Origin of the sequence: Flagellimonas amoyensis, assembly GCF_003058265.1 — a bacterium.
In the GTDB taxonomy this organism is placed as follows: Bacteria; Bacteroidota; Bacteroidia; order Flavobacteriales; family Flavobacteriaceae; genus Flagellimonas; species Flagellimonas amoyensis.
Genome location: NZ_QBUK01000001.1, coordinates 286683 through 312373 on the forward strand (window position 1 = coordinate 286683; position 25691 = coordinate 312373).

The 25691-nt window shown below is 46.2% G+C and carries 29 protein-coding genes; 14 read left to right on the top strand and 15 right to left on the bottom strand.

What is annotated here, in order from left to right:
* The first annotated feature begins 3 nt into the window (after nt 1-3).
* Nucleotides 4-1032 carry a Gfo/Idh/MocA family protein gene (locus tag DB398_RS01180; RefSeq protein WP_234415981.1) on the top strand — a complete coding sequence of 343 codons (1029 nt, stop codon included), beginning with the start codon at nt 4-6 and terminating at the stop codon, nt 1030-1032.
* Here the strand turns inward: DB398_RS01180 and DB398_RS01185 are convergent, their stop codons facing one another.
* A complete protein-coding gene (locus tag DB398_RS01185; protein WP_108422566.1) occupies nt 1033-1470 on the bottom strand; it encodes a Rieske (2Fe-2S) protein in 438 nt (145 codons plus the stop codon). It abuts the gene before it with no gap.
* A 186-nt stretch (nt 1471-1656) separates the two neighbouring features.
* On the opposite strand from DB398_RS01185, the gene greA reads away from it, so the two are divergent.
* Nucleotides 1657-2133: a transcription elongation factor GreA gene (greA, locus tag DB398_RS01190; protein ID WP_108422567.1), complete on the top strand. Its 477-nt coding sequence runs from the start codon at nt 1657-1659 to the stop codon at nt 2131-2133.
* A 67-nt stretch (nt 2134-2200) separates the two neighbouring features.
* Nucleotides 2201-2590 carry an HIT family protein gene (locus DB398_RS01195; RefSeq protein WP_108422568.1) on the top strand — a complete coding sequence of 130 codons (390 nt, stop codon included), beginning with the start codon at nt 2201-2203 and terminating at the stop codon, nt 2588-2590.
* Here DB398_RS01195 and DB398_RS01200 read toward each other — a convergent pair.
* Entirely contained in the window at nt 2587-2937 is a 351-nt protein-coding gene (locus tag DB398_RS01200) for a hypothetical protein (protein WP_108422569.1), read from the bottom strand. The genes DB398_RS01195 and DB398_RS01200 overlap by 4 nt on opposite strands.
* Nucleotides 2938-2940: 3 nt before the next feature.
* Nucleotides 2941-4092 (bottom strand): sensor histidine kinase, encoded by a 1152-nt coding sequence (locus tag DB398_RS01205; protein WP_108422570.1) that lies wholly within the window; start codon nt 4090-4092, stop codon nt 2941-2943.
* A gap of 123 nt (nt 4093-4215) precedes the next feature.
* Between DB398_RS01205 and DB398_RS01210 the strand changes: the two genes are divergently transcribed.
* Both DB398_RS01210 and aat read left to right on the top strand, forming a co-directional pair.
* Nucleotides 4216-4593, top strand: a complete 378-nt coding sequence (locus DB398_RS01210) for a DUF3127 domain-containing protein (RefSeq protein ID WP_108422571.1) — start codon at nt 4216-4218, stop codon at nt 4591-4593.
* A gap of 112 nt (nt 4594-4705) precedes the next feature.
* The gene (gene aat, locus DB398_RS01215) at nt 4706-5386 is read left to right on the top strand and encodes a leucyl/phenylalanyl-tRNA--protein transferase (RefSeq protein WP_108422572.1); all 681 of its coding nucleotides are present in this window, start codon (nt 4706-4708) and stop codon (nt 5384-5386) included.
* Here aat and DB398_RS01220 read toward each other — a convergent pair.
* The 3 genes from DB398_RS01220 to DB398_RS01230 are packed head-to-tail and all read right to left on the bottom strand — an operon-like array spanning nt 5357 to nt 7161.
* Complete coding sequence (locus DB398_RS01220; protein ID WP_108422573.1) at nt 5357-6043, bottom strand: DUF2490 domain-containing protein; 687 nt, start codon at nt 6041-6043, stop codon at nt 5357-5359. The genes aat and DB398_RS01220 overlap by 30 nt on opposite strands.
* The gene (locus tag DB398_RS01225; protein WP_108422574.1) at nt 6030-6608 is read right to left on the bottom strand and encodes a PepSY-like domain-containing protein; all 579 of its coding nucleotides are present in this window, start codon (nt 6606-6608) and stop codon (nt 6030-6032) included. Before DB398_RS01225 ends, DB398_RS01220 begins: the two co-directional genes overlap by 14 nt.
* A complete protein-coding gene (locus tag DB398_RS01230) occupies nt 6598-7161 on the bottom strand; it encodes a DNA-3-methyladenine glycosylase I (protein WP_108422575.1) in 564 nt (187 codons plus the stop codon). Before DB398_RS01230 ends, DB398_RS01225 begins: the two co-directional genes overlap by 11 nt.
* A gap of 118 nt (nt 7162-7279) precedes the next feature.
* Between DB398_RS01230 and DB398_RS01235 the strand changes: the two genes are divergently transcribed.
* The 5 genes from DB398_RS01235 (at nt 7280) to DB398_RS01255 (ending at nt 13108) form a co-directional block, all read left to right on the top strand.
* Nucleotides 7280-7954 carry a TetR/AcrR family transcriptional regulator gene (locus tag DB398_RS01235; RefSeq protein WP_108422576.1) on the top strand — a complete coding sequence of 225 codons (675 nt, stop codon included), beginning with the start codon at nt 7280-7282 and terminating at the stop codon, nt 7952-7954.
* 1 nt (nt 7955) lies between these two features.
* Nucleotides 7956-9629, top strand: coding sequence for a peptidase domain-containing ABC transporter (locus DB398_RS01240; protein ID WP_108422577.1), 1674 nt, complete (start codon nt 7956-7958; stop codon nt 9627-9629).
* Complete coding sequence (locus tag DB398_RS01245; RefSeq protein ID WP_108422578.1) at nt 9629-10984, top strand: HlyD family secretion protein; 1356 nt, start codon at nt 9629-9631, stop codon at nt 10982-10984. The genes DB398_RS01240 and DB398_RS01245 overlap by 1 nt, the downstream gene beginning before the upstream one ends.
* Nucleotides 10968-12383: a TolC family protein gene (locus DB398_RS01250; RefSeq protein ID WP_108422579.1), complete on the top strand. Its 1416-nt coding sequence runs from the start codon at nt 10968-10970 to the stop codon at nt 12381-12383. The genes DB398_RS01245 and DB398_RS01250 overlap by 17 nt, the downstream gene beginning before the upstream one ends.
* A gap of 104 nt (nt 12384-12487) precedes the next feature.
* On the top strand, nt 12488-13108 hold the full coding sequence (locus DB398_RS01255) for a thioredoxin family protein (RefSeq protein WP_108422580.1): 621 nt from the start codon (nt 12488-12490) through the stop codon (nt 13106-13108).
* Here the strand turns inward: DB398_RS01255 and DB398_RS01260 are convergent.
* The 5 genes from DB398_RS01260 to DB398_RS01280 form a co-directional block, all read right to left on the bottom strand.
* Nucleotides 13091-13810 carry a hypothetical protein gene (locus tag DB398_RS01260; protein WP_108422820.1) on the bottom strand — a complete coding sequence of 240 codons (720 nt, stop codon included), beginning with the start codon at nt 13808-13810 and terminating at the stop codon, nt 13091-13093. The two genes, DB398_RS01255 and DB398_RS01260, sit on opposite strands and share 18 nt — an antisense overlap.
* Nucleotides 13811-13844: 34 nt before the next feature.
* A complete protein-coding gene (truB, locus tag DB398_RS01265) occupies nt 13845-14534 on the bottom strand; it encodes a tRNA pseudouridine(55) synthase TruB (RefSeq protein ID WP_108422581.1) in 690 nt (229 codons plus the stop codon).
* Between the two features lie 35 nt (nt 14535-14569).
* The gene (locus DB398_RS01270) at nt 14570-15364 is read right to left on the bottom strand and encodes an undecaprenyl-diphosphate phosphatase (protein ID WP_108422582.1); all 795 of its coding nucleotides are present in this window, start codon (nt 15362-15364) and stop codon (nt 14570-14572) included.
* A gap of 1 nt (nt 15365) precedes the next feature.
* Nucleotides 15366-15629, bottom strand: a complete 264-nt coding sequence (locus tag DB398_RS01275) for a DUF3098 domain-containing protein (RefSeq protein WP_108422583.1) — start codon at nt 15627-15629, stop codon at nt 15366-15368.
* 76 nt (nt 15630-15705) lie between these two features.
* The gene (locus DB398_RS01280) at nt 15706-16584 is read right to left on the bottom strand and encodes a cell division protein FtsX (RefSeq protein WP_108422584.1); all 879 of its coding nucleotides are present in this window, start codon (nt 16582-16584) and stop codon (nt 15706-15708) included.
* An 89-nt stretch (nt 16585-16673) separates the two neighbouring features.
* Here DB398_RS01280 and DB398_RS01285 point away from each other — a divergent pair, with 89 nt between their 5' ends.
* From DB398_RS01285 to DB398_RS01295, 3 genes are all read left to right on the top strand, one after another.
* Nucleotides 16674-19826: a leucine--tRNA ligase gene (locus DB398_RS01285; RefSeq protein WP_108422585.1), complete on the top strand. Its 3153-nt coding sequence runs from the start codon at nt 16674-16676 to the stop codon at nt 19824-19826.
* A gap of 382 nt (nt 19827-20208) precedes the next feature.
* Nucleotides 20209-21309 carry an alanine dehydrogenase gene (gene ald / locus DB398_RS01290; protein WP_108422586.1) on the top strand — a complete coding sequence of 367 codons (1101 nt, stop codon included), beginning with the start codon at nt 20209-20211 and terminating at the stop codon, nt 21307-21309.
* Between the two features lie 92 nt (nt 21310-21401).
* Entirely contained in the window at nt 21402-22103 is a 702-nt protein-coding gene (locus DB398_RS01295) for a zinc metallopeptidase (RefSeq protein ID WP_108422587.1), read from the top strand.
* A 65-nt stretch (nt 22104-22168) separates the two neighbouring features.
* Here the strand turns inward: DB398_RS01295 and DB398_RS01300 are convergent, their stop codons facing one another.
* The 4 genes from DB398_RS01300 to DB398_RS01315 all read right to left on the bottom strand — a co-directional run bounded on the left by DB398_RS01300 (nt 22169) and on the right by DB398_RS01315 (nt 25207).
* A complete protein-coding gene (locus DB398_RS01300) occupies nt 22169-22687 on the bottom strand; it encodes a ferritin (protein WP_108422588.1) in 519 nt (172 codons plus the stop codon).
* Nucleotides 22688-22808: 121 nt separating this feature from the next.
* Complete coding sequence (locus DB398_RS01305) at nt 22809-23129, bottom strand: hypothetical protein (protein WP_108422589.1); 321 nt, start codon at nt 23127-23129, stop codon at nt 22809-22811.
* A gap of 38 nt (nt 23130-23167) precedes the next feature.
* Nucleotides 23168-23638: an Lrp/AsnC ligand binding domain-containing protein gene (locus tag DB398_RS01310; protein ID WP_072875958.1), complete on the bottom strand. Its 471-nt coding sequence runs from the start codon at nt 23636-23638 to the stop codon at nt 23168-23170.
* A 195-nt stretch (nt 23639-23833) separates the two neighbouring features.
* Nucleotides 23834-25207, bottom strand: a complete 1374-nt coding sequence (locus tag DB398_RS01315; protein ID WP_108422590.1) for a saccharopine dehydrogenase family protein — start codon at nt 25205-25207, stop codon at nt 23834-23836.
* Between the two features lie 77 nt (nt 25208-25284).
* On the opposite strand from DB398_RS01315, the gene DB398_RS01320 reads away from it, so the two are divergent.
* Nucleotides 25285-25677, top strand: coding sequence for a DUF423 domain-containing protein (locus DB398_RS01320; RefSeq protein ID WP_108422591.1), 393 nt, complete (start codon nt 25285-25287; stop codon nt 25675-25677).
* Nucleotides 25678-25691: the final 14 nt, after the last annotated feature.

Below are 25691 nucleotides of genomic sequence, written 5' to 3' on the forward strand. Positions count from 1 at the left end.
GTAATGAATGGGATTCTGTACTTTTATGACATGGCAGAATCCCATTTTCTTTTTCCTGAAAACAGACCCCTTCGTTGGGGCATCATTGGTTGTGGCAGTGTGGCCGAAAAAAAGAGCGTTCCGGCCTATGTGAACACTCCCGGTTTTGAAGTGCGAATGGTCATGCGCCGCGATGCGGAGAAGGCGAGGGACTATGCCGAAAGGCACAAAATAGCCCAATGGACCACCAATGCGGATGAGGTGATAGACCATCCGGAAATAGATGCCATATATATTGCCACACCACCCGACTCCCATAAATTATATGCCCTAAAAGTGGCCGCTGCCGGGAAACCCTGCTGTATCGAAAAGCCCATGGCTCCCAATTATGCGGACAGTCTTGCCATTTATGAAGCGTTCCACACAAAGGGTATTCCTCTTTTTGTGGCCTACTACCGCCGTTCCCTGCCCAGATTTCTTAAGGTGAAGCAATGGCTGGATGAAGGACTGATCGGGGACGTACGGCACATCCATTGGCAAAAGACAAAACCGCCAAGTGACATAGATCTGAGCGGGGAGTACAATTGGCGAACGGACGGAAAAGTGGCGCCCGGAGGCTATTTTGATGATCTGGCGAGCCACGGACTGGATTTGTTCACCTTTCTTTTAGGGGACGTCCAAACCGCCCACGGGATTGCCTTGAACCAACAAGGGCTATATGCTGCACACGATACGGTTTCCGGGACTTGGTTGCACGAAGGCGGTATCACCGGAACGGGCCTTTGGAACTTTGGCTCTTTTTTGAGGGTAGATAAGGTGGACATTTTGGGTTCTGCAGGAAAAATCAGCTTTGCTGTTTTGGACGAGGCTCCTTTGATATTTGAAAATGGATCGGGCCAACAATCCATCGAAATTTTACACCCCGACCATGTGCAACAATTTCACGTGGAAAACATCAGGGAACACCTGCTTGGTAAGGCAACCCATCCATCTACCGGAAAAACAGGATTGCATACCAGCTGGGTCATGGACCGGATTTTGGGCAATGGCTGATCAGTTGGAGATCACCACCACATTCCCACTTTGTGTAGCCCTATAGTACAGCAGGTCGTGATATCTGTTCCCATCGTTGGGTCTGTCCAATTGCTGGCCCGTAAATAGACTGTACGTGTACCCTTCGCAGCTACACACCACATTCTGTCCGTCAATGGTCATGGTGGAGCAATCGTTGGGGGTATGGTTGGGGCAGCTGGCCTCAAAGGCATAATAGGTGTCCAAACTGGATTTGATCACAAAGGCACCACGGGTGCCCACACCACTGTTTCCCACATACACCGGATTGCCAATGGTGTTGAGGTTGCTGTACAAGGGCAGGTTTAGGTTCAGGTCGAACCGAAAACGCACTTCTTGCAAATAGGGATTTCGATTGGTACTATCTGAACTACAGGCGAATAGGGTTAAAATAAGGCAAAGGCCCCAGAAGTATCTCATAGTGCTATTTTCAATGGACTGCTTCCACAAAGTTGAACAAAAATTACCTATATTTGCGTTAAATCCTCGCAAAAACCATGCAGGTCATGGGAATCGTAGAGGATTTTTTGTATTTGTAGAGAAAGAGACCATTGGGGAAATTTTTTTGATTTTCTTCGATGTTCTTTTGCATTAAAACATCACGATATGAGCAAGATATCTTATTATACCGCTGAAGGATTGAAGAAGTTGAGGGACGAGCTGAACCAGCTAAAGGACGTGGAGCGTCCAAAGGCATCCCAAGCCATTGCAGAGGCCAGGGACAAAGGAGATCTGTCCGAAAATGCCGAATATGACGCCGCAAAGGAAGCGCAGGGCCTCTTGGAAATGAAGATATCCAAGATGGAGGAAACCTTGGCCAATGCCCGATTGATAGATGAATCGCAACTGGACGACTCAAAAATACTGGTGCTGTCTACCGTGAAATTGAAAAACCAGGCCAATGGCATGGTGATGAAATATACCTTGGTGGCCGAAAGTGAGGCCGATCTAAAGACGGGAAAAATATCCGTTACTTCCCCGATAGGAAAAGGCCTGTTGGGAAAATCAGTAGGGGACATGGCAGAGATCAAGGTGCCCAATGGAACCCTGAAACTGGAAGTTTTGGAAATCACCAGGGAATGACAGCGATTAAAATCTGTATATTTAATCCCGTCCCACGACGGGATTTTTAGTTAAAAACCAAATCAAGATGGCCAGTATTTTTACCAAGATCATGAATGGGGAGATTCCCTGCCATAAAATAACCGAAGACGAGGACAACTTTGCCTTTTTGGACATCAACCCAAATTCCAAAGGGCATACCTTATGTGTCCCCAAAAGAGAAGTGGACAAAATATGGGACTTGGACGAGGAATCCTATAACAAACTCATGTCGTTTTCACGAAAAGTGGCCATTGCCTTGGAAAAAGCCGTTCCCTGCAAACGGGTCGGCATGACGGTCATCGGCTTGGAAGTGCCCCATGTGCATGTGCACCTTATTCCCTTGCAGAGCATGGCGAATGCAACCTTTCAGCACAAGGAAAAATTGTCCACAGCAGAATTTGAGGCCGTGGCCGAAGCCATCCGGTCCCACCTCTAGATCGTACCCTGAATAAAAAAGTACACAGCTCCCGCCACTAGGGAGAGCAATAATGCCACAATGATGAAGAACAGGGTGGTAAAACGCACCGACTTACGGTCGGGGGCCACCAGCTTGTTGTAATACTCATAGACCCTTTCTATATCAGGGGTCCAGTTCACCGGATAAATTGTCGAATTGCACTTTTTACACTTGATCTCGTGGGTCACCTCGTTTGTGGTCCGATGGTAGAACGGGCTGTAGGTGTGCTTTTGGTAAAAGGTAAGCGTCAGTTCCTGATTGTAACATTCGGGGCAGTTGTTGGTGATATCAGCTTCCTTTAGTACAAGTTTTTTTTCCTTTGCCATGACTCATTTTTCATTTGCTCTTAGGGAAATTTGCATGATTGTTCCTTCCTTACTTGACGAAAATACTTTAATTTTTCCTTTATGGTACTCTTCCACAATTCTTTTTACCAAGGAAAGTCCCAGTCCCCAACCTCTTTTTTTGGTGGTCACCCCAGGGTTGAAGATGTCCTGGAAGTCACTTTTCGCGATTCCGTGACCAGTGTCCGAAACCAAAATGTTGACCGTTTGTCCTTTTTTCTCGATCTGTATGGCGATGTTCCCTTTGCCTTTCATCGCATCGATTCCGTTTTTCACCAAGTTTTCAATGCTCCAGTTGTACAAGGGGGGGTTCAGTAGCACCAACGCCTCCTCCACATTGCTGCTAAAGGAAAAATGGACCAGTTTGGAGCTTCTTTGTTTTAGATAGTCGTAGGCCTTTTTGGTTTCCTCCACAATATCATGGACGTGAAGTTCAGGGATGGAGCCAATTTTGGAAAAACGCTCCGTAATGGTCTGCAAGCGGTCAATGTCCTTGGCAATTTCCTTGGTCACATCCGGGTTGATGTCCTCGGTTTTCAAAAGTTCGTTCCAGCCCATGAGCGATGTAAGCGGTGTGCCGATCTGGTGTGCCGTCTCCTTGGCCATGCCCGCCCAGAGCTTGTTCTGTTCCGAAGCCTTGTTGGTCTTGAAGAAAAAGAAAATGACCGTCCCGAACAGGCATATGATGAGCAATAGCGCTAGGGGATAGTACTTCAACTTGTTGAGCACCTCGGAATTTCCGTAGTAGAGAGTTTCCAACAGTTCATCTTCCTGGATGATCTGTATGGGCTCGTTCTCATTTTTGAACTGTTCTATCTTTTGTCGGATATAGATGCTGTCGGCAATCTTGTCCTTGGCAATATTATGTGTTTTGTAGGACCCTTCCTCATTCACCAAGATCATGGGAGTGGAGGTATTGTTGGCCATCACCTTCAAGGTGAGGTTGCCCAGTTCTTGGTCCACCGGGGACTGGATGAGCTCCAACTGGGCCGTGGCCCATATTTCCATTTTCAAACGCTCCTCTTCCTTGAACTTTCTGAAAAAACTGTTGGTGTTCCACAAGATCAAGCTCACAATGATGAATGCTGATATCAACAAAGTAATATTGGAAGCTTTCCTTTGGGGGCTGAAGTTCATTGTTGGTCGGATTGTGTTTTAAAGATAGCGGAAAATGGAAAACATGTTGATAGTTAGTTAGCATAACGGGTTTTCAATAGGATTCATTTTATGTACTTTTGAAAATCAACAAAAATTAACATAATGGAAGTTCAGGGAAAAATCAAAATGATCGATGATACCAAAACCTTTGGAAACAATGGTTTTAGGAAAAGGGAGGTCGTAGTGACCACGGAAGAGCAATATCCCCAGCATATTTTGGTGGAGTTTGTGCAGGATAAGTGTGATTTGTTGGACAGCTATAATGTGGGTCAGCCCGTGAAGATAAGCATCAACCTTAGGGGTAGGGAATGGGTGAATCCCCAGGGAGAGACCAAATATTTCAACTCCATCCAAGGATGGCGAATAGAGAACCTACAGGCCGAGACCAGCAATGGCAATATGCCCCCTGTTCCCCCAATGGAGGCCTTTGAGCCTGCGGACGACCTCAATGAGGAGGACCATGACGACCTTCCGTTCTAAAAGTCAAACATCTTTCCTTTAGGAAAACAATTTTTAGGAAAGCCCGACCTTGGAAAAAGGAAGGGCTTTCTGATTTCTGTTCCATTGCTTATTTTTAGGATAAAACAGGATCGTGGAAAACTACGGAAGCAAATTTCCGCTACATTTTTTGGGAAAACGACTGGAATTCCCCTCGGTGGAGTTGGCCAATGAGGATGGTCTTCTTGCCGTGGGCGGTGACCTTTCGCCGGAAAGACTCCTTTTGGCCTACAAAAGCGGTATTTTTCCTTGGTTCAATGACGATGCCCTGATCCTTTGGTGGAGCCCTGATCCAAGGATGGTACTTTTTCCGGATAGATTAAAAATATCCAAGAGCATGCGGAAGGAGTTGCGGAGCGACAAGTTCAGGCTCACCCAAGATACCTGTTTTGAGCAAGTGATGGAGCACTGTGGCCAAGTGGAACGAAAAGGGCAGCAAGGAACTTGGATCACCCCCGATATGAGGACCGCCTACGCCGATCTGCACCATCAGAAAATAGCCCGTTCCTATGAGGTTTGGGAGGAAAATCAATTGGTGGGTGGACTCTATGGCGTGGACCTGGGCCATGTGTTCTGTGGGGAAAGCATGTTCAGCCTAAGGCCCAATGCCTCCAAATATGCGTTTATAAAAATGGTACAGGAACTGCAACAAAAAAGATATCAGCTCATCGATTGCCAAGTCCATACCGATCATTTGGAAAGCCTCGGTGCCGAATTGATCCCTAGGAACAGGTTTATGGAAATTTTACAGGGACAATTGGGCGCTGGTGAGTAAGAACACTACATTTTGGGGCAGCCCTGATGTGAATTCCTCCATGCGATATTCCACCCCGGCCTGAAGTTTTAGTCCGTGGTCCAGTTGCCACCCTATCTGTCCGCTCAGCCTGACATCATATAGGGAAGAGGTGCCTTTGGCCACACTGAGCAGGTTTTCAAAACTCCCCACGAAGTAAGGCTCCCCTAGATCCAACTTTTCGCCCATCAAGGGAAAATCCACCGCAAAACGGTAGCGGAACCTATGGGTGGTGAGAGATTCGGTGATGCGCTGCTCCGATCGCAACCGATGACCATAACGTACAGATAGAGGTTTGCTGGTCACGTTGTACTGCTGGGTGAGCCGGAGTTCGTTGTCGCCGCCATCAAAATTGTTCCTGAACCGGTACTGTATGCCCAATGCGAGTGTTTGGTTATCCTTCAGCTTCAGTGTGGAAAAATGGACCAAATCAATCTGTCTTGTTTTTAGGACTACCTCGCTGTCATCAATGATATAGTTTCGGTTGGCCACCGAAAAATTATGCGAATAGATGCCGGTCACGTCATAGTTTATGGCAAGTTGCGGTTGCCAATAACCAGTAAGGTTGTCTTGGGCATGGATAGTGCCAAAGAGCAAAAAAAAGAAAAGGAATAAGGGCCATTTATTAGTAGAGGACATGGTCGTAGCTTGGGGGAAATGATTTGCGGATGTTGATCAAATTGCCTTCGAAATTGAACAATGCCTCGTAAGTTTGGAATCCTTTTTCGTTTTTGGCCGAAAAAACAAACTCATAATTGATGTGTGGCAGCATTAGGTTTTGGAAGGCCTCGTGCAATGTTTTTTTGGGGTCATGGTCGGTTAGAGGATGTTGTTGTTGGATTTTTTTGATACGGAACTTTGGATATGTAGCATCAAGATAGTCCATGATCGTGTCCCAGGTATCTCTAGGGATGTCCCTTTCCTTGATGATAAATTCCACGTCTTCTAGAATGCCATTTTCATTGAATTCCACACTATAGTGCAGCCTGCCCTTTTTGAACTTGGCCTCGTAGCTTTTTTTGGTACTGTCCATCTCTTGGTAGAACCTGATCCTTTTGGCATTTGCCAGATACCCTTCAATTTGGGCCAGCGCTGCCCCGGGGAATTCTTCCCTGTCGATCCTGAACTCCTGTTCACGCTTTTCCTGGGACACCACCCAAAAGGGCAGACAGCACAGGAATAATAGTCCAATCTTATACTTCATGGTATCTAAAACAGTGGATTTCGTGATCGTTCACCATACCTGTGGCCTGCATATGGGCATAGACCACGGTGCTGCCCACAAACTTGAAACCGCGTTTTTTCAGGTCTTTGCTAATGGCGTCGGAAACAGGGGTGGTTGCAGGGGCATGCTTGTAATTTTCCAGTTTGTTTTTGATGGGGCTGCCATCCATGAATCCCCAGATATAGTTGCTGAAACTCCCAAATTCCTTCTGAATTTCCATAAATGCAATGGCATTGGAGACCGTGGCGTGTACCTTCAATTTGTTGCGGATGATGCCCGGATTTTCCAAAAGCGCATCGATTTTGGGCTGTTTGTAGTTCGCGATTTTTTGATAATCGAACTGATCAAAGGCCTCTCGGAAATTCTCCCGTTTTCTCAATACGGTGATCCAACTCAGACCTGCTTGGAAGGTTTCCAAAATCAAAAATTCGAAGAGTAGATCATCGTCTTTTACGGGCACTCCCCATTCGGTATCATGATATGCTTCATACAAGGGGTCGCCAACGCACCACCCACACCTGTGTTTTTCCATCAACTACATTTTTTTCAAAAATACTGGAAAATCGGCAATAGTTAATCGAAAGTTAAAGGGTTATATATTGATAGTAAAACTATTATTTTTGCAACATTTGATTTTAAAAAGAGAAAGGATGGAAGTATTGATGCGTTCTCTTAAAATGGGAATAAACGACGAGCTGTACATTAAAGACCCCGAATCATCCGATCTGGGGAAGAAAATAGTGGAACAGAGCATCCTGTTGTTGGATGAGGTAGGATTTGAACAGTTTACCTTCAAAAAACTAGGGACCAGGATCAAATCGAACGAGAGTTCCATTTACCGGTATTTTGAAAACAAGAACAAGCTGTTGCTATATCTGGCTTCGTGGCACTGGGCATGGATGGAATGCAGGATGGTATTTGAGACCAATGGCATCCCGGACCCTAAGGAAAAGTTGAAAAGGGCCATAGAAATCTTGACCCAGAATGTGGAGTATGACTCTACGGTATCCCACATCAACGAAAGTGTGCTCAACAAGGTCATCATAGATGAGTATTCCAAGTCCTTGTTGGTCAGGGAAGTGTCCAAGGAAAAAAGGGATGGGTATTGTATCATTTACATGCGGTTGGTGGAGCGTTTGTGCAAAATGATCATAGCGGTGGATAAAGGTTACCCCTATCCAAATTCGTTGGCCAGCACCGTTCTGGAGGGCACGCTTTATCAATATTTTCTCAAAGCGCATTTTCCTGCGCTCACGGATTGTGATGGGGACATCACACCAACAGATTATTTTACGGATTTGGTTTTTAGAGCAATAAAAAAATAGAATGGCAAAAAATATACTTACAGCTTGGCAGCGACTGATGGGTCTGCTGGCCTTGGATAAAAAAGACATCCTACAGGTTTTTTACTATGCCATCTTTGCCGGATTGGTCAACCTTTCCCTTCCCTTGGGCATACAGGCCATCATCAATTTGATACAGGGGGCAAAAGTGAGCACTTCGTGGCTCATTCTGGTGGTTTTGGTCACTATGGGGGTTGCTTTTGTGGGCACATTGCAATTGATGCAAATTCGGATCATTGAAAACCTTCAGCAGAAAATCTTTACCAGATCTTCCTTTGAGTTTGCCTACAGGTTTCCAAAAATAAAGATGAGCGAACTGCGCAATTATTACCCGCCGGAACTGGCCAACCGCTTTTTCGATACCATCACCGTACAGAAATCACTTTCCAAGGTGCTCATAGACTTTCCATCTGCCTTTTTGCAGATCATTTTTGGATTGATGTTGCTTTCGTTCTACCATCCATTCTTTATCATTTATGGTCTGTTGTTGGTGTTGTTGATCTACTTTGTGTTCAAGTTCACTGGTCAGAAAGGATTGGAAACCAGTCTGGAAGAGTCCAAACATAAGTATAAAGTGGCCCATTGGATACAGGAAATAGCCAGATCCATCATTAGTTTCAAACTTTCAGGAAGGACCTCTTTGGCCATGAACAAGAACGATGCGTTGGTAGAAGAATATTTGGATGCTAGAGAAGATCATTTTAGGGTCTTGGTACTTCAGTTCATCCAAATGATCGGGTTCAAGGTATTGGTCACTGCGGGCCTTTTGCTGATCGGAGGACTTCTGGTGTTGGACCAAGAGATGAACATTGGACAATTTGTGGCAGCGGAGATTATCATACTGCTGGTGATCAACTCGGTGGAAAAGATGATCTTGGGTCTTGAAACCTTTTACGACCTGTTGACATCCCTGGAAAAGCTGGGGCAGGTAGTGGACAAGGAACTTGAGCCATTGAACGGTGAGAGCCCTTTTGATGACAACAAAGGATTGACCATCGAGCTGCAAGGGTTGGTGTACAAGGTGCCTGGAAGGGACAAAAAAATAATTGACGACGTGTCCTTTAATATTGAACCGGGCACTACGACCATCATACATGGGCCCAATGGTTCCGGAAAATCCAGTTTACTTCGGATCATTGCCGGTGTTTTGGAGCCCAATGCAGGCAATATCTATGTCAACAATGTTTCGCTCAAGGGTATAGATCTTAGGGAATATAGGTCCCGTTTGGGGCATTGTCTTGCCGAAGAATATCCCTTCGAGGGCACTATTTGGGAGAACATCACCTTTGGAAACAAGGACATTTCTTCCGAGGACATCTACTGGGCCTTGGACAAGGTTGGTCTTACCCAGTTCGTGAAAGAACAGCCGGATGGGCTCAAAACAGTCTTATATCCAGAGGGGAAAAAGATTCCAGATTTTATTTCCAAGAAAATTGTCCTGGCCCGCAGTATAGTGAACAGACCAAAGCTATTGCTCTTGAAAGATCCTTTGGACCTGTTCGAAGAAGAAGAATTGGAACGGGTAATGGATTTCTTGGCGGATAGCTCCAACGGCTGGTCTTTGGTGGTGGTGAGTGAAAACCCCAAGTGGATCAGAAAATGTAACCGGGTGATCACTATGGAAAATGGAAAACTAACCAACGTAAAACGAAACTGATGCTAAATATTTCCTCACATAGCAAATTGAACGAGAAGGTGGATATTTTGGGATATGGTGCCGGAAAAAAGGTTTTTCATAAAAGACATTACAAACAGTTCAACCGATTTTTGGCGGCGTTCTCCATTATTGTACTGGTCATCTTGTTCCTGCCTTGGACACAGATCATTTCCGGTCGGGGGTACCTCACCACCTTGACCCCGGATCAGCGGCCGCAGACCATTCAGTCCCCCATTCCGGGACGAATTGAAAAATGGTATGTGCGCGAAGGCGATTATGTGGAAAAAGGGGACACCATCCTATACATTTCCGAGGTGAAGAGCGAATACTTTGATCCCAATTTGGTGGAGCGTACCGGTAAGCAGATAGCGGCGAAATCCATGTCGGTCACCTCATATAAGGAAAAAGTGAAGGCCCTTGGGCAACAGATCAACGCATTGACCACCGAAAGAAAGTTGAAGTTGGAACAGGCCAAGAACAAGTTGACCCAATCAATTTTGAAGGTCAGTAGCGATAGCATCGACCTGGAAGCGGCAAAGACCAACATTTCCATAGCACAGCGGCAATATGACCGTGTGGTCCAATTGGAAAAAGAGGGCCTCAAGGCTGTGACCGATTTGGAGGAAAAACGCTTGAAACTGCAGGAAACCCAGGCCAAACTCATCAGCCAGGAGAACAAATTGTTGGCCAGTAAAAACGAGGTCATCAATGCGCGGGTGGAAATCAACCGCGTCCAGGCCGAATACACGGACAAGATATCAAAAGCACAGAGCGATCTCTATACGGCCCAGTCCAATCAATTTGACTCCGAAGCGCAAGTGACCAAATTGGAAAATGAATATACCAACTATGAGGTCAGGAACAGCCTCCTCTACATCAGGGCGCCCCAAAGTGGCTATATCAACAAGGCCATCCAGTCTGGAATAGGGGAGACCTTCAAGGAAGGAGCCCAGTTGGTGGGGATCATGCCAGCCAATTACGATGTGGCCGTGGAAACCTATGTGGATCCCATAGACTTGCCGTTGCTCCATATCGGGGAAAAGGTGCGAATTCAGTTTGATGGTTGGCCCGCCATTGTTTTTAGCGGGTGGCCCAATGTGTCCTATGGAACCTTTGGAGGTGAGATCGTGGCCATTGAAAACTTTATAAGTCCCAATGGAAGGTACCGTATCCTTTTGATTCCCGACAAGGAAGATGCACCCTGGCCCAAGGACATCAGGGTAGGTTCGGGAGCCAGCACCATGGCCCTTTTGGAAGATGTGCCCATTTGGTATGAAATCTGGCGAAAACTCAATGGCTTCCCGCCCAATTATTACCAACCCCAAAATGTCAATACCGATGTCACCACAAAATAAAGTGAAACACCTACTTTGGGTGCTGGTTTGCCTTGCCGTAGGCCGTTCATACGGTCAGGAGGCTCCGCAGGTGCTTGGGTTCAAGGAATATTTGGGGTATGTGAAAAAATACCATCCCGTGGCCAAACAGGCCCAACTGAACATTCCCGTGGGGCAGGCCAACCTCATGAAGGCCCGAGGCGGCTTCGACCCCAAAATAGAAGCTGATTATGGTAGGAAAGAATTCAACGGGACTGAATATTGGGACCGATTGAACACCACGTTCAAAATACCCACTTGGTTCGGGATAGAACTCAAGGGCAATTTCCAGCAAAGCGAGGGATATTACATCAACCCCGATGAAACGCTGCCAGAGAACGGCTTGTACAGTGCCGGGGTCTCCATGTCGCTCGCTCAGGGATTTTGGATCAACGAACGGATGGCGACCTTGCGAAAGGCTAAACTTTTTAGGGAGCAGTCCAAGGCCGACCAGGACCTTCAAGTGAACCAAGTGCTCTACAACGCATCCGTGTCCTATTTTGATTGGTTGAAGACCTACAGGGATGTTGAGGTGTACAAGGATTTTTTGGAAAATGCCGAGATACGGTTTGAAGGAATCAGGGAAAGTGCCCTGGCAGGGGATATTGCCATGATCGATACGGTGGAGGCCAAGATCGCCGTGCGCAACAGGGCCCTTGGTTATGAACAGGCCAAAGTAAAGTTGATGAAAGCATCTTTGCAAGTGGCCAATTTTTTGTGGATCGATGAGACTCCGGTGGAACTTCAACCAGGTGTCCGGCCAGATCTGGAAATGGATCTAGATGTTGACTCCACATTGGAGATCCAAGGAGTGCCCTTGGATAGTTTCATGCTGGACAACCACCCCAAGATTGTCTCGCTGGACTATAAAATTGAAGGATTGGAGACCGACAAAAGATTGAAGGCCAACAAACTGCTTCCGAAACTGAACGTGGAATACAATTTTGTCACGGAAACCCCAGAACTGATGAATTCCTTTGTCACCGAAAACTACAAAGCCGGCCTCGCCTTTCAAATGCCCTTGTTTTTGCGCAAGGAACGTGGAGACCTCAAGTTGGCCAAATTTAAACTTCGGGATGCGGAGTTTGAAAGGGACAATGCCCAAGTGGAAATACAGAACAAGATAACCGCCATATACAACGAGTTGGATTCCTATGTGGTCCAGAACCAGATCATTCGGGATGTGGTACAGGACTATGCCACCCTCCTATCCGCCGAGGAGCGAAAGTTCAGTTTTGGAGAGAGTTCCCTGTTCCTGATCAATTCCCGAGAGGGCAACCTCATAGATGCGCATCTCAAGCAGAACGAGATGGAGAACAAGTTCCTGCATACCAAGGCCAAGTTGTTCAAAAGCCTGGCCATCAATCCCAAAACACTCTAAGGATCTCTAAGAAAGTGTAAGTTCTTGGACTATCTGCGACAACCTATGACAAAAGTCACAGAATAGGCCATTGGCCCATTGTATTTTTGAAACAAACAAAGAAAATGGAAGTCATCGAAAAAGACAGGTTGGCACTGGTGCAGGAGGCCCTTTCCAAAGGAAAGGAATACCAACAATACCGGGAAATGGTGCACGCATTGGCGCAGGAAGGCAAGGCGACTGGGACAGACCAATCGGAGGCCCGTATCGATTTTACCCAGCTGAACGACCGTCGTATGCACCGATGGGAGAAAACCTTCAAATTGCCCGAAGATGCACGGGAACAACTGTCCAACTTGGGTTCGGAACTGGTTTTTTTAGTGTTGACAGAGAGTTGGTGCGGTGATGCCGCTGCCAGTTTGCCCATCATGGACAAAATTGCGGGGGAGGCAAAAAATATCGATCTCCGAATCATTCTCCGGGATGAAAACCTTGAGCTTATGGATGCCTTTTTGACCAATGGGAGCCGTTCCATCCCCAAACTCATTGTTTTGGACAAGAACAAGGACCAAATAGTCGGAGAGTGGGGTCCTAGGCCCAGTATGGCCACGGAAATGGTAGAGGCGTTCAAGGCAGCGCACGGAAAACTGACCGATGAGTTCAAACAGGACCTCCAAGTTTGGTACAACAAGGACAAAGGCCAGAATATCCTGAGCGATATCCTACAACTACTTGCTCTGGAATAGATAGGTGATGGTCCCGATCTGCGAACTTTTGGAATCGGGGTTGAAACGCGCCTTTAGCGCATAGTTGATGGCGTTGTCCACCAAGCAGCCATTGCTGGTCGTGGAACTTTTGTCGTTGAAATTCGCCTCGGTGACATAGCCATTGGAATCCACGTTGATGTTGATGACCACCTTTCCACCTTCAATACAGGTGTAGATGGGCGGCGGCAACGAGTAGGCATTTCTTTCCACCAAAGAGTAGGAAATGGAGGTGCGCTTATCTTTTAAATAGTTGGTGAATTCCTGCTTTTGGGCATCACGTTCGCCCAATTTTTGTTTTTTTTCGTCCCGTTGTTCCCTCAACTGCTTCAATTGGCTCGAAAAATTGCTGTCCCCGGAATATTCCCCGGTCTCACTGCTCAATGCCCTTTCTTCGATAAGTTCTTCCAAGGTTTTCAAGGGCTCTGGGTTCCCTACATTGGGTTTGGCCGTCTCGTTCAGGGCCATATGGCTTTTGATGGGATCGCTGTTGGCGGCAAGCTCTTCCAGTTTTCTGTCCTCCTCTTCGAGCAATTTCTCGATGTCCTCGTCCGCCAAACTCATTTCAATGACGTATTCATCTTCTTTCATCCCGCCCAAGTGAATGTTGAACAACAACAAGATCACAATGGCCATGGAAAAGAAGGTGATCAAGAGCGATAATTGGCTTTTGTTCAGGTTCATGGTCATACTATAACCGCTTTTTTCGAAAAATATTTTACTCCAGACTTTCTTTGAAAACCAAAGGGCTGGTAGCATTATTTACGTTGAAATCCCCTATTTTGGTTCTTCTGAGGGCTGAAAGATAGGCTCCGGAGCCCAATGCACCGCCAAAATCGTGGGCCAAGGAACGGATGTAGGTCCCTTTGCTGCAAACCACTCTGAAATCGACCTCGGGCATGGCGATTCGGGTAATTTCAAATTCCAAGATGGTGATGTTTCGTGGTTGTATGTCCACTTCTTTTCCTTCCCGTGCCAGTTCATAGAGCCGTTTTCCGTCTTTTTTTAATGCGGAGAACACCGGTGGTACCTGTGCTATCTCCCCCAAAAATTGGTTGGTGGTCTCTTTGATGGCCGTGTCGGAAATGTGTTCCGTGGGGAAGGTCTGGTCCACCTCGGTTTCCAGATCATAGGAAGGCGTAGTGGCCCCCACGGTGAACGTGCCGGTATATTCCTTTACTTGGCCTTGGAGTTCGGGGATTTTTTTGGTGTACTTTCCGGTACAGATGATCAACAGGCCCGTCGCCAATGGATCTAAGGTGCCGGCATGGCCAATCTTTATCTTCTTGAGGTCGAACTTTTTGCGAATGGCCCATTTTAGGGCATTAACGGCCTGAAACGAGCTCCATTCCAAGGGCTTGTCGATCAGAAGGATCTGACCGTTCAAAAAATCTTCTTTGGTCTTCAAAAGCTAAGCTTTGGGTTTGTGGCAAAGGTACTGATCTATCCCCAAATGCTCCAAGCCACGGCGATAAGCCCGACAATGAGACAATAGATGGCAAAATAGGTAAGCTTGCTTTGGCGCACCAGTTTGATCATCCATGTACAAGCAGCCAATCCGGCAATGAAAGCAGCGATGAACCCAGCACCCATGGCCACGGCCTGGTCCCCATGGAAATTGATCTCCCCCCCCATAAGATCTTTGGCCACTTTGCCCAAGATCAATGGAACTACCATCAAAAATGAAAAACGAGCGGATTTGGTCTTGTCCACACCCAATAGCACGGCCGCGGAAATCGTGGCCCCACTTCGGGAAATACCGGGCAGGATGGCTACGGCCTGTGCCATGCCGATGACAAAGGCACTTCGGAAAGACACCCCTTTGTCCGTGGTCTTGGCCATATCGGCCAAGTAGAGCAATATGGCAGTGATGATGAGCATGATCCCTACAATGATGATGGCACCATCAAAAAACACTTCGATGAAATCATTTAAAAAGAGACCCACCAATGCCGCGGGGATCATCGAGATGATGATCTTGAGGGAAAATTGGGTCTGTTCGTTCCATTTGAATTGAAAAAGACCCTTAAAAATATCGAGAATGTCCTTTCGAAACACCACAATGGTACTCAATGCGGTGGCAAAGTGCAGTATCACGGTGAACAAAAGGCTTTCTTCAGGCAGGGCATTCGCGCCCAATATGGCTTTTCCCAATTCCAAATGACCGCTGGAAGACACGGGCAGGAATTCTGTCAATCCTTGGATGATGCCAAGGATGATCGCATCTATCAACTCCAAATCAGTCTTTATTTTTATTGGGGTTCAACAAAATGGCATATACTTGGATGCCGAGGCCGATCAACACCAAAGTGGGGGCCAAACGGATCCTTCTAAAATTGTAGATCTCTGGATTGAAGACATTGGGGTCGTCACTACCACCGCCGCTCATCAAAATAAAACCCAAGGCAATGAAGGCAATGCCGATAAAAAGAAAGAGGTAATTTTTCCTTTGGAAAACAAACTCCTTATTGGGTTTTTGATCGTTGTTGTTTTTCTTGCTCATGGCACAAATTTAATCAAAACTTTTCCAGGTTTGTGTCGTCCTATGTCTAAAAGCGCAGCGGTCCAGAGTCTTGTGTCTAATAATAAAGATCGTCCGTCCTCAAATTGAGGAAGCGTTGGGTGGCAAAATGGGTGCTGGCCCAAGAGATGGCAACCCCCAATCCGAACACGCCCACAAAGAGGAGGATAAGGATGGGATAATCGTCCAAGAGGTTCAGTTCGGGGAAATTTTTGTTGAGGTAATACAGCAAAATACCCAAGGAGACAAGGGCTACAAAGGACCCGATCATGCCCAGTTTGATATTGGTCCAGATGAAAGGCCTCCGGATGAATTTTTTGGTCGCCCCGACCATTTGCATCGTTTTGATAATGAACCGCTTGGAGTAAATGGACAAACGTATGGAACTATTGATGAGCAAAACCGCAATGACCGTGAAAATGGCACTGGCCACCAAGATCCAAAGTCCAATTTTTCTGGCATTGTCGTTGAGCAGTTCTATCAGGGGCTTGTCATAGCTCACTTCGTCCACATAGGTTTTTTCCGCTATCCCTTCGGCAATCTCGGTAATCTGTTCCGGGGACACAAAATCCGCTTTCAAGTGCACATCAATGGAATTTTTAAGGGGATTGTACCCCAAAAATTCCACGAAATTCTCGCCAATGTCCTCACTGTACTGTTCGGCGGCATCCTCTTTGGAAATATATTCGGCAGATTTGGTGTATTCTGCCAAAGCAAGGCTTTTTTGCAATTGATCGATCTCTACCGGCTTGGCACTGTCCTTCAGGAATACGGAAATGGTGATCTGCTCCTTGAAATGATCGCCCAGCTTCTTGGTGTTCAGCACCAAAAGACCGAGCGCACCGAGCAGGAACAGCACAAGTCCTATGCTCAGTACCACGGAAAAGTAGGAGGAGATCAGTTTTCTTCGCTGATATCTTTCAATATATTGGCTCATATAGTGGAATCAATACGTAAAAATAGAAAAGTAAATTGTATTTAGGGGATTAAACCTATTTTTGCAACTCGAAAATGAAAGCGAATAGCATGAATTACGATTTCCGTGAAATTGAAGCCAAGTGGCAGAAGTATTGGGCAGAGAATGAAACCTTTAAGGCTTCCAACCACTCCGATAAACCCAAGTTCTATGCACTGTCCATGTTTCCCTATCCATCTGGGGCGGGACTGCACGTGGGGCATCCACTGGGCTATATTGCCACGGATATCTATTCGCGCTACAAAAGACACAAAGGGTTCAACGTGTTGCACCCCATGGGCTACGATTCCTTCGGGCTGCCCGCGGAGCAATATGCCATCCAAACCGGACAGCACCCGGCCATCACCACGGAGAACAACATCAATAGGTATCGCGAGCAGTTGGACCGATTGGGCTTTTCCTTTGACTGGAGCCGTGAGGTGCGTACTTCCAACCCTGCGTATTATAAATGGACACAGTGGATCTTTATTCAATTGTTCAATTCATGGTACAACAAAACATCCGATAAGGCGGAAGCTATTGAAACCTTGGTTTCTCAGTTCGAAAAGGAGGGCAATGCGAAGGTGCAGGCGGCCTGTGACGAGGATACCCCTATTTTTTCTGCGGAAGATTGGAATGGATTTTCAACAAAGACAAAACAAGAGCTCCTTTTAAAATACAGGTTGACCTATTTGGCGGATACCGAAGTGAACTGGTGTCCGGCTTTGGGCACCGTTTTGGCGAACGATGAGATTGTGAACGGCGTTTCGGAGCGTGGCGGCCACCCTGTGATCCGTAAAAAAATGACGCAATGGAGCATGCGTATCACTGCTTATGCCCAACGTTTGTTGGATGGTTTGGATAATATCGATTGGCCACAACCCTTGAAGGATTCCCAAACCAACTGGATCGGTCGCTCTGAAGGAGCATCGGTTACTTTTAATGTTTTGGACGCTGAGCGTAGTCGAAGGGACGGAGATGTGATTTCGACTTCGCTCAATCACCCCTACCAAATAGAAGTCTTCACCACCCGCCCCGATACCATTTTTGGGGTGAGCTTTATGACCTTGGCACCCGAACATGATCTGGTGGCCAAAATCACCACACCGGAACAAAAAGCTGCCGTGGGAGCCTATGTGGAGGCCACTGCCAAACGTTCTGAGCGGGACCGTATGGCCGATGTGAAAACCGTTTCAGGGGTTTTTACGGGAGCGTATGCCGAGCATCCGTTCACCAAAGAACCTATTCCGATCTGGATTGGCGACTACGTATTGGCCAGTTATGGAACAGGTGCCGTGATGGCCGTTCCGTGTGGGGACCAGCGCGACTATGATTTTGCCAAACATTACAACATAGACATCCCCAATATTTTTGAGGGCGTGGATATTTCCGAAGAGGCTTTTGCCGACAAGGCCACGACCATTATCGCCAATTCCGACTTTTTGAATGGACTTTCCTATAAAGAGGCCACCAAAAAGGCTATTGCCGAACTGGAAAAAATAGGTCAGGGCAAGGGCAAGGTGAACTATCGCCTTCGGGATGCGGTGTTCAGCCGTCAGCGTTACTGGGGGGAACCTTTCCCGGTGTATTATGTGGACGGGATGCCACAGATGATCGATGTGGAACATTTGCCTTTGGAATTGCCTGAAGTGGAAAAATACTTGCCCACCGAAACTGGCGAACCGCCCTTGGGCAACGCCACCCATTGGGCTTGGGACCGCCTCAAGGCGGCAGTGGTTAGCAATGATCTCATTGATCATGTCAATGTTTTTCCTTTGGAATTGAACACCATGCCGGGTTGGGCAGGAAGCTCCCAATACTTTAATCGATATATGGATCCCCGAAACAACGAGGCCATTTTCTCCAAGGAAGCGATTGACTACTGGCAAGATGTGGATCTTTACATTGGAGGTAGTGAACATGCCACGGGCCACCTGTTGTATTCCCGTTTTTGGCAGCACTTTATGTTCGATAGGGGCTATGTGCCCAAAGCGGAGTATGCCCAAAAGTTGATCAACCAAGGGATGATCACGGGAACGAGTGCTTTTGTTTATCGAGTTGATTTAAAGTTCCATTGGGAAACCACATCTAATGTGGAGTTTAAACAGCCGAGTCTTTCAAGGGCTATTTATATCAGTAAAAATTATTACAAAAAGTTTGAAGACTTACGCAATTTCATATTAAACTCTGAACTATCTGCTCATGATAAAAATGAATTTATGATGGGTATAGGGTTTACAAAAGGTTTGGCTAGTGTAAATAATGATACGGTATTTTTTGACATCTTGGATGATGAAAAGAAACAGACATTGAGTGATTTTACGAGATTGTTTGAATCTGTAAGGAAGGATATTTATTCTCAAAATGTTGGAGTAATCGTAGAAGACCTAAAATTTACCCCTATCCATGTTGATGTGTCTTTGGTCAATGCATCTGATGAGTTGGATATTGAAAGTTTCAAAAAATTGAATCCTGAAAATTTGGATGTTACTTTCATTCGTGAAGAGGGAAAATATATTGTTGGGCGTGAAGTCGAAAAAATGTCCAAGTCCAAATACAATGTCGTCAACCCAGATGCCATTTGTGAGGAGTACGGGGCGGATTCCCTTCGGTTGTACGAAATGTTCCTCGGGCCGTTGGAGCAATCCAAGCCTTGGAACACGGCGGGCATCACCGGTGTGTTCTCCTTCCTTAAAAAACTATGGAAGCTCTATGCCCCTTATGTGGACGGGTCGCTGAGCGGAGTCGAAGCTGAACCCACCGCCGAAAACCTAAAAACCTTGCACAAGACCATTAAAAAGGTGGAGGAGGATATCGAGAACTTCTCCTTCAACACGTCGGTGTCCACTTTTATGATCTGCGTGAACGAACTCACGACACAGAAATGTACCAGCAGGGCCATTTTGGAACCTTTGGCCGTCTTGGTGTCGCCCTACGCCCCCCATATTGCCGAAGAGCTTTGGGAGCGATTGGGTCATTCAGGCTCCATTGCCGAGGTGCCTTTCCCCAAGTTCGAAGAAAAATATTTGGTGGAGAGCAGCAAGGAATACCCCATTTCCTTTAATGGTAAAATGAGGTTCAAACTGGAATTCCCGACGGACATGGACAGCAAGGCGATCGAAGCCGCCGTGTTGGCCCATGAAAAGACCCAGGAACAGTTGCAGGGTCGAGCTCCCAAAAAGGTGATCGTGGTGCCGGGCAAGATCGTAAATATCGTAGGATAGCTATAAAATGGATTTTGGGAGAATCTTTTAGTCGTCATTCCGAATTTATTTCGGAATCTCATCCATATTTATAAATAGTTTAATGAGAACCTGAAACAAGTTCAGGTTGACGAAAAATTTAGCCTTTCCATAAATAAGGACAGTCCTTAAAAATGCACGCCAAAAGGCGTGCATTTTTATTTTTACAATTATTTAACCCCTAAAAAAATATAGGGTAATTCAATTTAAAAACATTAAAAAATGATTTTACCCCTATTAAAAATAGGGTATAAAGTTAAAAAAACATCATTTTTGACTGTTGACCCCTACTTTTTTTTGATTTTATTTCTTGAATTCTGTTTTTTATATCACCTTTGAGGCATTAACTACTAAACATATCAAAATGATAGTCGGGGTACCAAAGGAAATCAAGAACAACGAAAGTCGGGTTGGGATGACACCAGCCGGGGTTTTTGAATTGGTAAAGAACAACCACACCGTATATGTGCAGTCCGGAGCGGGCGAAGGGAGTGGTTTTTTCAATCACGATTACCAGCGGGCCGGGGCCACTATTTTGGATACCATCGGTCAGGTGTATGCCATGAGCGATATGATCGTAAAGGTCAAGGAGCCCATCGCTGAAGAATATGGACTCATCCAAAAAGGGCAGATCGTGTTCACCTACTTTCATTTTGCATCCAGCGAGTCCCTCACCAAGGCCATGATCGAGAGCAAATCCATTTGTATTGCCTATGAAACGGTGGAAGATGAGGACGGGACCCTTCCCCTGCTCACCCCCATGTCCGAAGTTGCCGGAAGGATGGCCATTCAGCAAGGGGCCAAATACTTGGAAAAGCCCGTAAAAGGGCGAGGTGTGCTCTTGGGCGGTGTGCCCGGAGTGGCACCAGGGCGCGTTTTGGTGCTCGGAGCAGGTGTAGTGGGCATTCAGGCTGCTAAAATGGCAGCGGGACTTGGTGCCCATGTGACCATATTGGATGTCAACATGAAACGCCTACGCCATGTGAACGACATTATGCCACCGCACGTGGTGACCGAATTTTCGAATGAATTCAATATCAGAAAACATATAAAGAACCATGATTTGATCATAGGCGGGGTCCTCTTGAAAGGGGCCAAGGCACCCAACCTGATCACCAGGGATATGCTCAAGGACATGCGTCCGGGCACGGTGATCGTTGATGTTGCCGTGGACCAAGGAGGTTGTGTGGAGACCACCAGACCTACCACCCACGAGAACCCAACCTATATTGTTGACGATGTGGTCCATTACTGTGTAGCAAATATGCCAGGGGCAGTGCCTTATACTTCTACAGTTGCCTTGACGAATGTAACACTGCCCTATGTGCTAAAACTGGCCAACACAGGATGGCGAACCGCTTGCAAACTGGACAAGTCCCTGGGCAAGGGATTGAACATTGTGGAGGGCGATATCGTTTACAAAGAGATAGCCAAAGCGTTCCAATTTGAGCCGGTCTTGGCCTAAAACGTACATTTTGTCAGAAAAAAAGCCCCGTCAAATATTGGCGGGGTTTTTGCTTTAATATGGTATATTTATGATACCAAAATAGAAAAGTTATGATGACATATTATATATTGATAGGTGCCATCGCACTGGTCAGCTGGTTGGTCAGCAATCAATTGAAGAGTAAGTTCAAAAAATATTCCCAAGTGCACCTGCGCAATGGGATGAGCGGTGCCGAAATTGCCCAAAAAATGTTGGACGACCATGGCATCAGGGATGTGAAGGTCATTTCCACCCCTGGAATGTTGACGGACCATTACAACCCAAAGAACAAAACGGTCAACCTCAGTGAAGGGGTCTATAGCCAAAGGAATGCCGCCGCGGCAGCCGTGGCTGCCCACGAATGCGGACACGCCGTACAGCATGCCCAAGCGTATGAGTGGCTGACCATGCGTTCCAAATTGGTACCTGTGGTGAGCGTGACCTCCGGGATGTCCACCTGGGTGGTGTTCGGGGGTATTGCCCTGATGGCCGCGACCGGAGTGGCAGGCGGTATTGGATTTTACATTGCCGTGGCCGGATTGATCATGATGGGTTTTGCCACATTGTTCAGTTTTGTGACCCTTCCCGTGGAATATGATGCCAGTAAAAGGGCATTGGTGTGGCTGAAGCAGAAGAACATGGTGACCCAACAGGAATATGCAGGAGCGGAAGATGCCTTGAAATGGGCCGCACGTACCTATTTGGTGGCTGCTATTGGCGCATTGGCCTCCTTGCTTTACTGGGCCCTTCAGGTCTTTGGTGGTAGGGATTAGAAAAAAAATATAGCAACAAAAAAGGGGCCTTTAGGCCCCTTTTTAATTTTATGGTCGGATGAAAATTAATCGATCCATTTGGCAACTTGGTTGTCGATCATTTGAAGACCTACACCTTCCGTGCCTGTGATTTCGATCATGTCCAAAATGTCCCTAACGGTGTTTTCCTCTTCAATCTGTTCCATAACGAACCAATCCAAGAACCGCTCTGTGGCGATATCACCGATCTCCCTTGCTTTTTTCACGATGTTGTGGATGGACTTGGTCACGGCCACCTCATGTTCCAGTGTGCTTTCAAACACATCCACGATAGAGGAATAATCGTGGTTGATGTCCGTTACTTCTGGAGAAACGGGGCTACCACCGGTATCCACCAAAAAGTTGAATATCTTCATCATGTGCTCACGCTCTTCCTCAGTTTGTTTGAAGAAAAACTTGGCACTGGTAAAAAATCCGTTTTGTTCGCACCAAGATGCCATCGCCAAATAGGTGGCAGAGGCATGGGCTTCCATTTTTATCTGGGCATTGAGCAGGTCCATGGATTCCACTTTAATGCTCATGCTTTGTCTTGCTATATCTTTCATAATCGAATTGAATTGAAACTTTATACAGTAAAAATACGGAATTTTGACCGCATACTAAGGCTAAGTCATTAATTTTAAGCCAATTTAAGACTGAATAAAAATAAGAGGAAAAGAGGTCGTGTTAGGCATTGACGAGCTCGCTTTCCGCAGATAGGCCCATGGCCACAAAACCTTCTCCCACCATTTTTTTAAGGTCCAAGATCTCGAAAGTGTTCAGGATGAAAAGGTGTTCCTTGTTGCAGAGCATCAACACTTCAAACCCGTGCTTGTTCAGGTCGCTATCGAAATGGCTTTCAATGGAAATGGACATCACCTTTTGGCGGAGCGATAATAGCTGGCAAAGGGACATGCGGACCATTTTCTGGCCAAAATCGACAAAGAAGCACCGTTCCTTGGTGTCTTGGTACAGGGTGTAATATGTAGATTGAACTATTACATTCATGGCCCAAATGTAATATTTATTTAGATTGAATACAAATATCAGATCTGTATTTGTCGATCAATTTGTTGGTTCAGGGAAATGAAGGTTTCGGTTCGTGATACCCCTTCTATTTGTTGGATTTTTTTGTTGAGCACCTGCATAAGGTGTTCGTTGTCCCTACAGAGCACTTTGATGAGGATGGACCAATTGCCCGTGGTATAATGGCACTCCAAAACTTCAGGGATCTTTTCCAGTTCTTTCACGGCCATGGGATTGGACATGGCCTTGTCCAGAAAGATACCGATATAGGCCATGGTGGTATAGCCCAAGACCCTCGGGTTTACAATGAATTTGGAGCCTGCCAGCAGACCGGAGCTTTCCAATTTGCGCAGTCTTTGGTGTATGGCCGCCCCAGAAATGCCAATGCTACGGGCAATTTCGAGAATGGGTTTGCGGGCATCTTCCATCAAAAACCTTAAGATTTTCTTGTCTATGCCATCGATTTTCACCGAATTGTTATTGTTTTTCACAACAATGATTTGAAATTGTAGCTAAAGATATCCAAAATCTGGAAAAAAATCTGATTGTTCATAATCAATCATAATCTAATGTCTCTTCGAGCGCAGTCGAGAAGTCATTAAGTTCAAAAACATAAAATGAGGTCTCGACTGCGCTCGACCTGACAACTTTTTGTTTGTATGATTGATTATGGATATTCAAAAAAATTAACTTGCCACCGAATCAGGATTATAGCCCAAATAGGGCACATCGTATTCCTTGAAATGTATGCCATGGGACTTCAACTCTGATAGTATTGGGCCATAAACTTCCTTTTTGATGGGAATCTGCACGCCCGGCGTGCTGATCTTTCCATTCAGGATCTGGAGCGTGGCCATGGCCACGGGCAGCCCCACCGTCTTGGACATGGCCGTGTAGGTGCGGTTCTCCCCAATGACCACCATATTGGCATCAATCTGTTTTTTCTCCCCGTTCAGTTCATAGCCAAATTTGTGGTACATCACGATCATGTCCTTTTCATGTTCTTTCAGGGTCCAATTGTCCTCGAGGATGTATTGCAGCACTTGTGCAGGGGAGGCATTTTTCAGGGGAATTTTTTTCTGGGGATCAAAAAGGTTCAGCTCCACCAATTTTCCCCACATGATATCGTCTTGGTCTATTTTGAGGTAATGCCTTAGCTTCAGTTCCACGGAATCGGTGGGCGAATAGGGCAGGAACAGGTTCACAAATTCACGATAGGACATGCCCTCCGAATTTTCAATGGTATAGCTGTCATCTGTCATGCCCAAAATCACGAACATTTGCCAAGCCTTGGAAAAACCGACCCTCCGCATGGTGCCCCGATACAGGGTGAGTACATCTTGTAGGCCATAGGCCTCCCTATATTTCAAGGAATCCCGATTGGCGTAGGCCTCGAAGGTCCCATAGCCAGAAATATTCATGAATTCCGTCCTTCTAAAAAGTTTTTGGTAGGGGATGTATTTGTAGGTACCCTCCTGAATGAACTTGGCCACACCACCCTGCCCGGCGAGGACCACATTTCGGGGGTTCCAGGTAAACTTATAGTTCCAGAGGTTGGAATCGCTTTCCGGGGCCACCAACCCTCCGGTGAAGGACTCAAAAAGGAGCATTTTACCTGCTTTGCCGCGAATTCGGTCTATCACCTCCATGGCGCTCATGTGATCAATGCCCGGGTCCAGCCCAATTTCGTTCATGAAGACCAGACCATTCTTTTTGGCCTCACCATCAAGAGCTTCCAGTTCCTTGCTCACGTAGGAAGCTGTGATCAAGTGTTTTTTGAACTGGATGCAATCTTCCGCTACCTTGATGTGCAGACTGGCGGGAAGCATCGAGATCACTATCGATGCTTCGGAGACTGCCTTTTTTCGTTCCTCGTCATTGAAGATGTCCAACGTAAAAACAGTGCAATTGGGATGTGAGGTAAATTCTATGGGAATATGTTCCGGGTGTAGATCCCCGATTTTCAATTGAATATTTTCTTCGTCGGATTTCTTCAAGATATAATCCAAAAGGTATGAGGTGGACTTTCCAGCGCCAATGACCAAAATAGTGCGGACCATAGGTTTTGCTTACTTTTGTTAGACAGATACTAAGGTATCAAATTGTTATATTTCTAAAAAAAATAGCATATAAAGTTATGAACAGAACAATTGTGTTGATTGGAATCCTATTTGGTGCGCTGGCCATTATTTTGGGTGCTTTTGGGGCACATGGTTTGGAAAAATTGGTGGATGCGTCTTCCATTGAGACCTTTGAAGTAGGTGTCCGATACCAGATGTACCATGCCCTTTTTCTTCTTTTTTTGGGAATCTGGCCCAATTTGCCTGAGGCCCATAAAAAAAAGGTCTTTATCTTGATTGTTGTGGGAGTGGTGCTGTTCTCGTTCTCTATCTATCTGTTGGCCCTGAACAGTTTGACCTCGTTCGACTTTAAAAGCATCGGATTTTTGACACCGATCGGGGGAGTTTTCCTGATTTTGGGATGGGGCTTTTTGGGATACTGCATTTTAGTTAAAAAAGGCTTCAATTAAGTCACAAAAAGAGG

Coding starts and splice junctions, on each gene's coding strand:
- DB398_RS01195 (WP_108422568.1), top strand. CDS start 2,201: ATGGCCAGTATTTTTACCAAGATCATGAATGGGGAGATTCCCTGCCAT.
- DB398_RS01205 (WP_108422570.1), bottom strand. CDS start 4,092: ATGAACTTCAGCCCCCAAAGGAAAGCTTCCAATATTACTTTGTTGATA.
- DB398_RS01255 (WP_108422580.1), top strand. CDS start 12,488: ATGGAAGTCATCGAAAAAGACAGGTTGGCACTGGTGCAGGAGGCCCTT.
- DB398_RS01230 (WP_108422575.1), bottom strand. CDS start 7,161: ATGGAAAAACACAGGTGTGGGTGGTGCGTTGGCGACCCCTTGTATGAA.
- DB398_RS01240 (WP_108422577.1), top strand. CDS start 7,956: ATGGCAAAAAATATACTTACAGCTTGGCAGCGACTGATGGGTCTGCTG.
- DB398_RS01235 (WP_108422576.1), top strand. CDS start 7,280: ATGGAAGTATTGATGCGTTCTCTTAAAATGGGAATAAACGACGAGCTG.
- DB398_RS01275 (WP_108422583.1), bottom strand. CDS start 15,629: ATGAGCAAGAAAAACAACAACGATCAAAAACCCAATAAGGAGTTTGTT.
- DB398_RS01300 (WP_108422588.1), bottom strand. CDS start 22,687: ATGAAAGATATAGCAAGACAAAGCATGAGCATTAAAGTGGAATCCATG.
- DB398_RS01295 (WP_108422587.1), top strand. CDS start 21,402: ATGATGACATATTATATATTGATAGGTGCCATCGCACTGGTCAGCTGG.
- DB398_RS01180 (WP_234415981.1), top strand. CDS start 4: ATGAATGGGATTCTGTACTTTTATGACATGGCAGAATCCCATTTTCTT.
- DB398_RS01225 (WP_108422574.1), bottom strand. CDS start 6,608: ATGAAGTATAAGATTGGACTATTATTCCTGTGCTGTCTGCCCTTTTGG.
- DB398_RS01315 (WP_108422590.1), bottom strand. CDS start 25,207: ATGGTCCGCACTATTTTGGTCATTGGCGCTGGAAAGTCCACCTCATAC.
- DB398_RS01260 (WP_108422820.1), bottom strand. CDS start 13,810: ATGAACCTGAACAAAAGCCAATTATCGCTCTTGATCACCTTCTTTTCC.
- DB398_RS01245 (WP_108422578.1), top strand. CDS start 9,629: ATGCTAAATATTTCCTCACATAGCAAATTGAACGAGAAGGTGGATATT.
- ald (WP_108422586.1), top strand. CDS start 20,209: ATGATAGTCGGGGTACCAAAGGAAATCAAGAACAACGAAAGTCGGGTT.
- DB398_RS01220 (WP_108422573.1), bottom strand. CDS start 6,043: ATGTCCTCTACTAATAAATGGCCCTTATTCCTTTTCTTTTTTTTGCTC.
- DB398_RS01320 (WP_108422591.1), top strand. CDS start 25,285: ATGAACAGAACAATTGTGTTGATTGGAATCCTATTTGGTGCGCTGGCC.
- DB398_RS01210 (WP_108422571.1), top strand. CDS start 4,216: ATGGAAGTTCAGGGAAAAATCAAAATGATCGATGATACCAAAACCTTT.
- DB398_RS01250 (WP_108422579.1), top strand. CDS start 10,968: ATGTCACCACAAAATAAAGTGAAACACCTACTTTGGGTGCTGGTTTGC.
- DB398_RS01280 (WP_108422584.1), bottom strand. CDS start 16,584: ATGAGCCAATATATTGAAAGATATCAGCGAAGAAAACTGATCTCCTCC.
- DB398_RS01305 (WP_108422589.1), bottom strand. CDS start 23,129: ATGAATGTAATAGTTCAATCTACATATTACACCCTGTACCAAGACACC.
- DB398_RS01285 (WP_108422585.1), top strand. CDS start 16,674: ATGAATTACGATTTCCGTGAAATTGAAGCCAAGTGGCAGAAGTATTGG.
- greA (WP_108422567.1), top strand. CDS start 1,657: ATGAGCAAGATATCTTATTATACCGCTGAAGGATTGAAGAAGTTGAGG.
- DB398_RS01185 (WP_108422566.1), bottom strand. CDS start 1,470: ATGAGATACTTCTGGGGCCTTTGCCTTATTTTAACCCTATTCGCCTGT.
- DB398_RS01200 (WP_108422569.1), bottom strand. CDS start 2,937: ATGGCAAAGGAAAAAAAACTTGTACTAAAGGAAGCTGATATCACCAAC.